Source organism: Burkholderia ubonensis (assembly GCF_001718695.1).
Classification (GTDB): domain Bacteria; phylum Pseudomonadota; class Gammaproteobacteria; order Burkholderiales; family Burkholderiaceae; genus Burkholderia; species Burkholderia ubonensis_B.
In genome coordinates this window covers 875,880-887,674 of sequence record NZ_CP013422.1, presented here as the reverse complement: position 1 = coordinate 887,674, position 11,795 = coordinate 875,880, and the positions used below count along the sequence as shown (strand labels likewise).

The following is an 11,795-nucleotide window of genomic DNA, read 5'->3' as shown; positions in this document are numbered from 1 at the left end:
GATATCCGTCGGATGCATTTCCCCCATGACCTGGGTCCGAACCCAGGTCGGGGCGAATTCAATGACGCAATCGACTCGTGGTGAACCGGCCTCGCCATCGCGTGCCGCTCGCAACCGGGGTGTTCATGACTGCGGTCGGCGTGGACGTCGCCGCCCTCTACGCTGCGACCGCGGGCGGGCGAGCGGCGGTTGCCGAACGAGGCGCTGCCGTTTGGGGGGCAGCGACGCGCGGCGCGGATGCGCTCACGTCGTCGATCTTGAAGACGGACACCGCGTCACGCAGCGCCTGGGCCTGCTGGGCCATCGACTGCGTAGCAGCCGATGCCTCCTCGACCAGCGCGGCATTCTGCTGGGTCACCTGGTCCATCTGGCTGACCGCTTGACTGACCTGCTCGATACCCGTGCTCTGCTCCGCCGCGGCGGCAGCCATTTCGCTCATGATGTCCGTCACGCGCTTCACCGACTGAACGACCTCGCTGATCGTGCTGCCCGTTTCCTCGACGAGCTTCGAACCCGCGTCCACCCGGCTCGCCGAGTCGCCGATCAGATCCTTGATTTCCTTGGCTGCGCTGGCACTGCGCTGGGCAAGCGTGCGGACTTCGCCTGCCACGACGGCAAACCCCCGCCCTTGCTCACCGGCGCGAGCTGCCTCGACCGCCGCATTGAGCGCGAGGATGTTGGTCTGGAATGCGATTCCTTCGATGACCGTGATGATCTCCGCCATTTTGGCCGAGCTGTCGGAGATGCCGTGCATGGTCTCGACCATCCGCCCGACCACTTCGCCGCCGCGCTGCGCGATGTCTGACGCGGTATTTGCCAGCGAGGTCGCCTGCCTTGCGTTATCGGCGTTGTGACGAACCGTGCCGGCCAGTTCTTCCATGCTCGACGCCGTTTGCTCCAGTGACGCTGCCTGCTCTTCGGTGCGGGAGGACAAGTCGGTGTTGCCGCTCGCAATTTGCGCGCTGGCCGTCGCCACGCTTTCCGCATTGCTGCGGACACTGCGCACGACGTCGGCGAGCGAACGTTGCATGGCGCCAAGCGCAGCCAGCAATGGCGAGATTTCGTCGGCATGGGAATCGACGACTGCAACGGTAAAGTTGCCATCGCGAACGCGTTCAGCCACTTTCTGCGCTTCGCCAATACGGCTGCGAAGGCTGCTTCCGATATACCAGGAGAACGCAATGAGGCCGCTCGCGATTATCGCCACGAGGCTCACCAGCAGCACCCGGATCGACTGCAAGGCTCCCTCGATTGCCGCGACCTGACCGCCAAGTTGCTCGCCTTGTCTCGCCCGCTCCTCGCCCAGCCATTTCTGAATGCGTGCGAAGGTCGGGGCCGTCTGCGTTGTCAACATCTGGAACGCTTCGTCACGATGGCCATCCTGAACCAGCCGAAGATTGGCATCCGCCACCGGCCACGCGTCGGCCTGCATTTTGAGCCAGACATTCCGAAAGGCTTCCCTTCCTTCCTCGGTGGCAATGTTGCTCAAGAACGCATCATCGTTGCGACGAATCTGCTGGCGCGCCGCATCGATGCTCTGCGCGGCAACCAGTACGTCGCCAGGCGACGACACCAGCATCGCGTGCCGCAAATTCAGCAATACCTGCGTCACGCTGAGTTCAGTGCTGGCAATGCGCTCCAGCTGTTGCATGCGCACATTGCCCGCAGCGGCTGCAATACGCTGCGCATCGGTCAACTGGATCCACGAGATCGCGGCGACTGCCGTCAAGGCAACGATCAATGTGGCCGACACTGCGTACAGGCGATGAGTCAGGCTGAATCGCGCAAGGAGTTTCATGGGCAATGAATGGAGAGAGTGATCGATCAAGCGGCAAAATCCACGCAGCGGGCATGGGCCAGCGCCTGCCGACGCGGCGCCCACTGACACAACTGATTTACGGCTTGAACGCCGGCCCGGATTAGCGCTCGCTCCAGGAACAGTGCCTTCCTACGATTGCAATGTGTTGGCTTGACCGGTTGTGATAGGCGACTGCGAAGAGATTTCCAACGCTTGCGACACCGTGACGCGTTGCTTTGAGCGACAACACTTGGCCACGTCCTTCAGCCCGATCATTACGTGTGGCTTAAGGCCTGCCGCATCGTTGGGAGCATCGAATGAAGTTTCGCGAGTTGCCGCTGGCAGCGTCGAGCCTTGCCGCGATCCGAAGCCTCTCACCCATCGCGACAACTTGCTGCCGCTTCTTGCGCTCGTGCGCCTCGTGGGCCCCCGCCGCTTCGCCCTCGACACGCGCGCATCCCTACCCTCATCGACACGCATCCGGCCGCAACGAAAGGCACTGACGCGCGGCACGGTAAAATTCGTGCTCGCCGCATTGCGGCGCCGCACCGGGCATGACGTCCGGCGCCGCTTTCCGACGATCGACGACCCCGTGCATCGGCGCCGCCGTCTCGCCGCGTTTCACCCCTTCATCGTGTCCCGGACCATGACCTACTCACTCGCCACCACCTACAGCCGCGAACTCGAAATCCGCAAGAGCCGCTTCATCGCGCACGCGATCCCCGTCGAAGACCGCGACGCCGCCATGCAGGCGCTGCAACGCCTGCGCGACGAACACCCGACCGCGACGCACGTCTGCTGGGCGCTGCTCGCCGGCGGCCAGTCGGGCATGTCGGACGACGGCGAGCCGTCCGGCACCGCGGGCCGGCCGATCCTCGAAGTGCTGCGCCACCATGATCTCGACGGCGTGCTGGGCGCGGTCGTGCGTTACTACGGCGGCGTCAAGCTCGGCGCGGGCGGGCTCGTGCGCGCGTACACCGATGCGATCGCGTCGGCGCTGCTCGACGCCGAGCGCGTCGAACGCATCCGCCGCACGCAGCTCGCGATCGAAATCGGCTATCCGGATGAAGCGCGCGTGCGCCGCTGGATCGAGCAGGCCGGTTACACGCTCGTCGACAGCGCGTACGGCATGACGGTGCGGCTCGTCGTCAAGCTCCCCGAAACCGCCGCCGCCGCGGCCAAAACGGCGTTGTTCGACCTGACGCAGGGCCGCTCGGGCTTCCCGGCGCTGTGACGCAGGCGGCCGCGCGCGGCGGCCTGCGAATGCTCAATACACCTCGGGGACGATCATGCTGTCCGGCACCTGACGACGGATGTAATCCTCGTGATGCTCGCGCTGCGGCAGGTCGATCGGCGAGCGCGGGATTTCGTGGTACGGCACCTGGTTCAGCAGATGGTGGATGCAGTTCAGCCGTGCCCGTTTCTTGTCGACCGCCTGCACGACCCACCAGGGCGCCTCGGGAATGTGCGTGCGCTGGAGCATCTCCTCCTTCGCGGCCGTGTACGCCTCCCAGCGGCGGCGGCTTTCCAGGTCCATCGGGCTCAGCTTCCACTGCTTCAGCGGATCTTCGATGCGGTTCTGGAAGCGCCGCTCCTGTTCGGGATCGGTGATCGAAAACCAGTACTTCACGATCTGGATGCCGCTGCGCACCAGCATCTTCTCGAATTCCGGCACCGAACGGAAAAACTCCTCGTACTCGTCGTCGGTGCAGAAATTCATCACACGTTCGACGCCCGCCCGGTTGTACCAGCTGCGGTCGAACAGCACGATCTCGCCGCCGGCCGGCAGGTGCGCGACGTAGCGCTGGAAATACCATTGCGTGCGCTCGCGGTTGTTGGGCGCGGGCAGCGCCGCCACGCGGCATACGCGCGGATTCAGGCGCTGCGTGATGCGCTTGATCGCGCCGCCCTTGCCCGCCGCGTCGCGCCCCTCGAAGATCACGACGAGCCGGTGCCCGGTGCTCACGACCCAGTCCTGCAGCTTGACCAGCTCGCCCTGCAGCCGGAACAGCTCGCGGAAATACTGCTTGCGCGCCTCGCGCCGCTCCGGTGAAAACAGCGTGTCGTCGTCGTCGAAGCGACGATCGTCGAGTTCCATCTCGAGCTCCTCGTCGTACGCGTCGACGAGATCTTCCTCCAGACGGCGGCGGCGGTCCTCGCGCGCTTCCGGAGCGGTGAAGTCGTCGGTCTCGGTGCGGTTGTCGTTGTCGCTCATGGGGCCTCCTTCCATCAATTGACGCAAGCAAACGCTTCCATTATCCCAGCGTCGCGCGTCAAATTGATGAAAAAGGGGCCGGTCCGCCGGCGGACCGGCCCGCGCCGTCAGCGGATGATGCGCGTGACGCCGCGCCCGCGCGGATCGGCGACCGCCTCGGGTGTCTTGCCGTCGATCTTGATCACCTGGATGTCGCCGCTGAAATCCTGCCCCTTCAGCGTATAGCCGCGCGCCTCGATCTGCTTCGCGAGGTCGCCCTCGATCGGGTGGTACGGCTCCCAGAAGATCGTGTTCGGCGGCAGCAGCTGGTGATGGAAGCGCATCGCGCCGACCGCTTCCTTCAACGGCATCTTGAAGTCGTAGATGTTGTTGATCACCTGGAAGATCGACGTGAAGATCCGCGAGCCGCCCGGCGTGCCGATCACGAGCGAGACCTTGCCGTCCTTGGTCAGGATCGTCGGCGACATCGACGACAGCGGACGCTTCTTCGGCTCGATCGCGTTCGCGTCGCTGCCGACCACGCCGAACATGTTCGCGACGCCCGGCTTCGCGGAGAAATCGTCCATCTCGTCGTTCAGCACGATGCCCGTGCCGTCGGCGATCACGCCCGACCCGAAATAGCCGTTGATCGTGTACGTGTTCGACACCGCATTGCCCCACTTGTCGACGACCGAGAAGTGCGTCGTTTCCGCCTTCTCCGGCATCTCCGTGCCGAGGCCCGGCTGCACGCTCTTCGTGTCGGAGACGGCTCCTTCGGATTCACTTCGGCCGCGCGCTTCGAGAGGTAGGCGTCGCTGGTCAGCCGCGAGACGGGCACCTTGTAGAAGTCGGGGTCGCCGAGGTATTGCGCGCGATCGGCGAACACGCGCTTCTCGATCTCCGCGATCAGGTGGATGTACTGCGGCGAGTTGAGCGCGACGCCCTCGAAGTCCTGCTTGCGGTCCGCCTTCATCTTCAGCAGCTGCACGAGCCCGATCCCGCCCGAGCTCGGCGGCGGCGCGGTGATCACGCGGTAGCCGTTCCAGCTCGCCTGGACCGGCTGGCGCCACGTCGCGCGGTATTGCGCGAGATCCTCGGTCGTGATCAGCCCGTTGCCGTCGCCGGTCTTCATCGACGCGGCGATCAGCTCGGCCGTCTTGCCTTCATAGAAGCCCTTCGCGCCGGCCTTCGAGATCCGCGTCAGCACGTCGGCGAGATCCGGCTGCTTGAAGTTCACGCCCGCCTTCATTCCGGCGAAGTACTTGTCGAAGTTGGTCTTGCCGCCGAATTCCTTCGACGCGTCCACGCCGCGCTGCGCGAGCTGCTCGTCGACGACGAAGCCGTCGCGCGCATAGTGGATCGCCGGCTCGAGCACCTGCTGCCACTTCAGCCTGCCGAAACGCTTCTGCGCTTCCCACATGCCCGCTACCGTGCCCGGCACGCCGACCGCGCGCGGGCCGTACAGGCTCATGCCCTTGACGACGTTGCCGTCCTTGTCGAGATACATGTCCTTCGTCGCCGCGAGCGGTGCGCGCTCGCGATAGTCGAGGAAGTACGGCTTGCCGTCCTTGTAGATGGTCATGAAGCCGCCGCCGCCGATGTTGCCGGCCTCCGGATACGTGACGGCGAGCGTGAACGCGATCGCGACCGCGGCGTCGATCGCGTTGCCGCCTTCCTTGAAGATCCGCTCCGCGGCATCCGCGCTGTACTTGTCCGCGACCGCGACCGCCGAGCTCGTCAGCAGCGCCGGCTGGGGCGCCTTCGCCCAGGCCGGCGCGGCCGGCACGAAGCCGAGGCCCGCTGCCGTTACCAGCACCGCGGCGGACGATTTGAAGCGATTCAGCGTAGTCATTGGATGTTCCCCATGTTGAGTTGCGGGGGGCCGGGATCAGGCCCTGATCCGCTTATAGCCGCAGCCGCGACGGCGCCGATATGTCGATTTCGTAGTCGAGATGGGAATATGCAGGAAGAAGTCGTCGGTGGCTACGGATTGCGATGGGCTGTGTGGGGTTGGGTACATGTTGGCGAGGCGGCGCGCGCGAAGTGTGGGGGGGCAGGTCGGCTCGCGTTTGGCGTTGGCGAGCGCCGAGTGCCATCTGCCGAGTGCAAAAAATCCGCGCGCGAATCGCCCGCTACGCGCGCCGATCTGCGAAGATAGCGCCCCGCTTTCGCGTGCGATTCCCGCCCGCCCGGATCGCACGCTTCACGTTTTTTCGTTTCGTCTCGTATGGCATCACACAATGCGCATCATGCGTCGGGATTCGCAGCTGGCGTTGCCGCCGCCGTTCTCGTCGTGCAAACCGGCGCCAGCGGCCCTTGGCATGCGGGCCTGTTCGCAGCATTCGCGGCCGGCGTCGCCGGCGGCACGGCGCCCGACTGGCTCGAGATCGCCTGGTGGAGCCGCAAGCGCCGCCTGTGGATCACGCACCGAACCGTCACGCACTGGGGCGTCGGCTGGGCCGTGCTGCTCGCGCTGGCGTGGCATGCGCTCACCCATCATCCGCACCCGCTGTGGGCCGCGCCGCTGTTCGGCTTCGCGTGCGGCGGCCTGATGCACCTGCTCGCCGACTGGCCCAACCCGCTCGGTGTGCCCTGGATCTGGCGGCGTCACTCGCTGAATCTCTGGAAGAGCGGCCACTGCGATCTGCTCGTCGTCGCAGCCGCATGGGGCGGCACGCTTTGGCTCACGCAGTCGCTGTGGACGCGCACGCCCTTGCTCGAGCACTGGCTCGGCTGGTTGCAGCGCGTGTAGGCGCGTTCGGCGCGTCGGTCTCGTCGGTCTCGTCGGTCTCCTCGGTCTCCTCGGTCTCCTCGGTCTCCTCGGTCTCGTCGGTCTCCTCGGTCTCCTCGGTCTCCTCGGTCTCCTCGGTCTCCTCGGTCTCCTCGGTCTCCTCGGTCTCCTCGGTCGCGTCGGTCGCGTCGGTCGCGTCGGTCGCATCGGTCGCATCGGTCGCATCGGTCGCATCGGTCGCATCGGTCGCGTCGGTCGCATCGGTCGCATCGGTCGCATCGGTCGCATCGGTCGAATCGGTCGAATCGGTCGAATCGGTCGAATCGGTCGAATCGGTCGAATCGGTCAAATCGGTCGAATCGGTCGAATCGGTCGAATCGGTCTCGTCGGTCTCATTGGCCGCACGAGCCGCACGTGCACCCGCAAGCAGCTCGCCCGGCCGGCCGCTCCCAGCGCCATTCACACAACAACACAGCCTCCCCCAACCACCCGCCCCCCGTAACCAACCGGCGCCATCCCCACGCGCGCCTATTGAAACCCCGCCCGCGCACCTCATCTGCATTCCTGAAGCGCGCGTCTGCCGCGCCGCCCACGCCCGACACGCGCACGCGACGTCTGGCACACTGACGATGCGCGTCGCCGTTCGCGCGCCCGCTCGCTCGCACCCCATTTCAAGGCACCGATGGACGTCACCGCCACCCGCCCCGCCGCCAGCGTGCTCGACGTGTTCCACCCCGCCGTCGCCGCCTGGTTCCAGCGCACGTTCGCCGCGCCGACCGGCGCGCAGGCGCTCGCGTGGCCGCACATCAAGGCCGGCCGCTCGACGCTCGTCGCGGCGCCGACCGGTTCCGGCAAGACGCTCACCGCGTTCCTCTGCGCGATCGACGCGCTCGTGCGCGACGCGCTCGCGCACGACGGCACGCTGCCGGACGCGACGCTCGTCGTCTACGTGTCGCCGCTCAAGGCGCTGTCGAACGACATCCACGTGAACCTCGACGCGCCGCTCGCCGGCATCGCCGAATCGCTCGCGCGGCTCGGCCTGCCGGTGCCCGCGATCCGCACCGCGGTGCGCACCGGCGACACCACGCAGGCCGAACGCGCCGCGCTGCGCAAGCGCGCGCCGCACATCCTCGTGACGACGCCGGAATCGCTGTACGTGCTGCTGTCGTCGACGTCGGGCCGCCAGATGCTGTCGAGCGTGCGCTCGGTGATCGTCGACGAGATCCATGCGCTCGCCAACAGCAAACGCGGCAGCCATCTCGCGCTGTCGCTCGAACGGCTCGACGCGCTGACCGGACGCGCGCTGCCGCGCATCGGCCTGTCGGCGACGCAAAAGCCGATCGACGCGGTCGCGCGCTTCCTGGTCGGCGGGCCCGCCGACGCGCCGCGCGACTGCACGGTCGTCGACACGGGCCACACGCGCGAGCGCGATCTCGCGCTGGAGCTGCCGAACGTGCCGCTCGAACCGGTGATGGCGACCGACGTGTGGGAACAGGTGTACGACCGGATCGCCGGGCTCGCCGCCGCGCACCGCACGACGCTCGTGTTCGTCAACACGCGGCGCACCGCCGAGCGCATGGCGCGCCATCTCGCGGACCGGCTCGGCAAGGACGCGATCGCCGCGCATCACGGCAGCCTCGCGAAAGCGCATCGCTTCGACGCCGAACAGCGGCTCAAGCGCGGCGAGCTGAAGCTGCTCGTCGCGACCGCGTCGCTGGAGCTGGGGATCGACATCGGCGACGTCGATCTCGTCTGCCAGGTCGGCTCGCCGCGCGGCATCGCGCCGTTCCTGCAGCGTGTCGGCCGCTCGGGGCACCACGTCGGCGGCGTGCCGAAGGGGCGCCTCTTCCCGCTGTCGCGCGACGAGCTCGTCGAATGCGCGGCGCTGCTCGACTGCGTGCGGCGCGGCGAGCTCGACACGCTGCGGATTCCCGAGGCGCCGCTCGACGTGCTCGCGCAGCAGATCGTCGCCGAGGTCGCGTGCGCCGAATGGCGGGAAGACGCGCTGTACCGCAGTTCACGCAGGCCGCGCCCTACGCGCGCCTGTCGCGCGAGCGCTTCGACGACGTGGTCAGGATGCTGGCCGAAGGCTTCACCAGCCGGCGCGGCGTGCGCGCGGCGTACCTGCACCGCGACGTGGTCGGCGGCACGGTGCGCGGGCGGCGCAACGCGATGATGACCGCGACGACGTCCGGCGGCACGATCCCCGACATGGCCGACTACGCGGTGCTCCTCGAGCCGCAGGGCATCCAGGTCGGCACCGTCAACGAGGATTTCGCGATCGAGAGCCTGGCCGGCGACGTGTTCCAGCTCGGCAACCAGTCGTACCGGATCATCCGGATCGAGACGGGCCGCGTGCGCGTCGAGGATGCGCAGGGCCAGTCGCCGAACATTCCGTTCTGGCTCGGCGAGGCGCCGGGACGCAGCGACGAGCTGTCGGCCGCGGTGGGCCGGCTGCGCGCGCGGCTCGACGCGCTGTTCGCCGAGGGCGACCGGCAGGCGGGCGCCGGCGCCGCCGAGGGCCGCCTCGCGCCCGCGCTGCGCTGGCTCGCCGACGCGCTGCAGTTGTCGCCCGACGCCGCACGGCAGATCGTCGACTACCTGGCGCGCAGCCGCGCGGCGCTCGGTACGCTGCCGACGCAGGACACGCTCGTGATGGAGCGCTTCTTCGACGAATCGGGCGGCACGCAGCTCGTGATCCATTCGCCGTTCGGCAGCCGCATCAACCGCGCATGGGGGCTCGCGCTGCGCAAGCGCTTCTGCCGCACGTTCAATTTCGAGCTGCAGGCCGCCGCGACCGACGACGCGATCATCCTGTCGCTGTCGCTCGCGCACAGCTTCGCGCTCGACGAAGTGTGGCGCTACCTGCGCGCGGCGAGCGCCGAGCACGTGCTGGTGCAGGCGCTGCTCGACGCACCGCTGTTCGGCGTGCGCTGGCGCTGGAACGCGACGACGGCGCTCGCGCTGCCGCGCTTCACCGGCGGCAAGCGGACCGCGCCGCAACTGCAGCGGATGAAGAGCGACGACCTGCTCGCGACCGTGTTCCCCGATCAGGTCGCGTGCCTCGAGAACATCGTCGGCGAGCGCGAGATTCCGTCGCATCCGCTCGTCGACCAGACGCTCGACGACTGCCTGCACGACGCGATGGACACCGACGGCTGGCTCGCGCTGCTGCGCCGGATCGAAGGCGGCGCGATCGAGCTGGTCGCGCGCGACCTGCCCGCGCCGTCGCCGCTCGCGGCCGAGATCCTCAACGCGAAACCATATGCGTTCCTCGACGACGCGCCGCTCGAGGAGCGCCGCACGCAGGCGGTGCAGGCGCGCCGCTGGAGCGACCCCGAATCCGCGGACGATCTCGGCGCGCTCGACGCCGACGCGATCGCCGCGGTGCGCGACGAAGCGTGGCCGCTCGTGCGCGACGCGGACGAAATGCACGAGGCGCTGCTCACGCTGGCCTGCATCGCCGACGACGAAGCGCGCACGCATGACGGCTGGCCCGCGTGGCTCGCGGCGCTCGCCGAACACCGTCGCGCGACGCGCTGCGTCACGCCCGACGGCCATGTGCTGTGGGTGCCGGTCGAGCGGCTCGTCTGCCTGCGCGCGCTGCATCCCGACGCGCGCTGCACGCCCGCGTTGAAAGTGCCGGCCGCATGCGCCGAGCCATGGGAAGCGGACGCCGCGCTCGTCGACGTGATCCGCGCGCGGCTGACCGGCTTCGGGCCGCTCGCGCTCGACGCGATCGCGCGGCCGCTCGGCCTGCCCGTCGCGGCGGTCACGACCGCCCTCGCCGTGCTCGAGCAGGAAGGCTACGTGATGCGCGGCCGGTTTACGCCGACTGGACTGCGGCCGGCGACGAATGGTGCGAACGCCACCTGCTTGCGCGCATTCACCGCTACACGGTGAAGCGCCTGCGTCGCGAAATCGAGCCGGTCGAGCGCGCCGATTTCATGCGGTTCCTGTTTCACTGGCAGCACCTGACGCCGGACACGCGCGGCGCCGGCCGCGACGCGCTCGCCGCTGTCGTCGAGCAGCTCGAAGGCTACGAAGCGGCCGCGAGCGCATGGGAAGACGCACTGCTGCCCGCGCGGCTGGCCGACTACATGACCGGCGGGCTCGACGAGCTGTGCCGTTCCGGCAAGCTGGCGTGGACCCGCATCGGCGCGCCGGCGCGCGCGGCGGGCACGCCCGTGAAGACGACGCCGATCGTGCTGCTGCCGCGCCGCGATCTCGCCGCGTGGCAGGCGCTGCGCGATCCGGCCGCGCAACCCGCGCTGTCGGCGCGCGCGGCACAGGTGCGCGACGCGCTCGCCGCGCATGGCGCGATGTTCTTCGACGAACTGCTCGGCGACCTGCACATGCTGCCCGTCGAACTCGAACAGGCGCTCGGCGAACTCGTGTCGGCGGGCCTCGTGAACGCGGACAGCTTCGCGGGATTGCGCGCGCTGCTGAAGCCGGCGGTCAAGCGCAGCGCCGCCCATGCGCCGCGCACCCGGCGCGGCGGCGCGCTGATCGGCGGCATGGACGACGCCGGGCGCTGGGCGCTCGTGCAGCGTCCCGCGCCGCCCGTCGACGCGCCGCAGCGCCAGCCGGCGCGCACGCTCGCCGCGACCGATCCCGAAGCGCTCGAACACATCGCGTGGACGCTGCTGCGCCGCTACGGCGTCGTGTTCTGGCGGCTGCTCGAACGCGAAGCCGACTGGCTGCCGGGCTGGCGCGAACTCGCGCGCGTGCTGCAGCGGCTGGAAGCGCGCGGCGAGATTCGCGGCGGGCGCTTCGTCGCCGGGCTGGCGGGCGAGCAGTTCGCGCTGCCCGAAGCGATCCCGATCCTGCGCGAGCTGCGGCGGCAGCCGGGCAGCGGCCAGTTCGTCTGCGTGACGGGCGCCGATCCGCTGAATCTCGCCGGCACGCTGCTGCCCGGCGACAAGGTGCCCGCGCTGGCCGGCAATCGCGTGCTGTTCCGCGACGGCGTGCCGGTCGCGTCGCTCGTCGCAGGCGCGTTCCATTACGCGCCCGAGCTGTCGCCCGCCGCGCGCGAGGACGCGCGCGTGCGGCTCGCGCGCCGCCACTGACAC

The 11,795-nt window shown here is 68.7% G+C and carries 5 protein-coding genes and 2 pseudogenes; 3 read left to right on the top strand and 4 right to left on the bottom strand.

The genetic code is table 11. The features are described from left to right. Positions 1-157: 157 nt before the first annotated feature. A complete protein-coding gene (locus tag WJ35_RS23795; protein WP_046425283.1) occupies positions 158-1,798 on the bottom strand; it encodes a methyl-accepting chemotaxis protein in 1,641 nt (546 codons plus the stop codon). Positions 1,799-2,444: 646 nt separating this feature from the next. Here WJ35_RS23795 and WJ35_RS23790 point away from each other — a divergent pair. Next, entirely contained in the window at positions 2,445-3,032 is a 588-nt protein-coding gene (locus tag WJ35_RS23790) for an IMPACT family protein (RefSeq protein WP_069240613.1), read from the top strand. A 33-nt stretch (positions 3,033-3,065) separates the two neighbouring features. On the opposite strand, the gene ppk2 is transcribed toward WJ35_RS23790, so the two are convergent. After that, a complete protein-coding gene (ppk2, locus tag WJ35_RS23785) occupies positions 3,066-4,013 on the bottom strand; it encodes a polyphosphate kinase 2 (RefSeq protein WP_069240134.1) in 948 nt (315 codons plus the stop codon). A 107-nt stretch (positions 4,014-4,120) separates the two neighbouring features. Further along, positions 4,121-5,844, bottom strand: a pseudogene (gene ggt / locus WJ35_RS23780) (gamma-glutamyltransferase). A gap of 375 nt (positions 5,845-6,219) precedes the next feature. Between ggt and WJ35_RS23775 the strand changes: the two are divergent. Next, positions 6,220-6,744 carry a metal-dependent hydrolase gene (locus WJ35_RS23775; RefSeq protein WP_069240133.1) on the top strand — a complete coding sequence of 175 codons (525 nt, stop codon included), beginning with the start codon at positions 6,220-6,222 and terminating at the stop codon, positions 6,742-6,744. On the opposite strand, the gene WJ35_RS32370 is transcribed toward WJ35_RS23775, so the two are convergent. Next, positions 6,677-7,072, bottom strand: a complete 396-nt coding sequence (locus tag WJ35_RS32370) for a hypothetical protein (protein WP_069240132.1) — start codon at positions 7,070-7,072, stop codon at positions 6,677-6,679. The two genes, WJ35_RS23775 and WJ35_RS32370, sit on opposite strands and share 68 nt — an antisense overlap. Positions 7,073-7,405: 333 nt before the next feature. Between WJ35_RS32370 and WJ35_RS23765 the strand changes: the two are divergent. Beyond that, positions 7,406-11,792: pseudogene (locus tag WJ35_RS23765) on the top strand (Lhr family helicase). The last annotated feature ends 3 nt before the right edge of the window (positions 11,793-11,795 follow it).

Bases quoted from the DNA above. Each gene is read 5' to 3' on its own strand.
- ppk2 (WP_069240134.1), bottom strand. From the start codon at position 4,013: ATGAGCGACAACGACAACCGCACCGAGACCGACGACTTCACCGCTCCG.
- WJ35_RS23795 (WP_046425283.1), bottom strand. From the start codon at position 1,798: ATGAAACTCCTTGCGCGATTCAGCCTGACTCATCGCCTGTACGCAGTG.
- WJ35_RS23790 (WP_069240613.1), top strand. From the start codon at position 2,445: ATGACCTACTCACTCGCCACCACCTACAGCCGCGAACTCGAAATCCGC.
- WJ35_RS23775 (WP_069240133.1), top strand. From the start codon at position 6,220: ATGGCATCACACAATGCGCATCATGCGTCGGGATTCGCAGCTGGCGTT.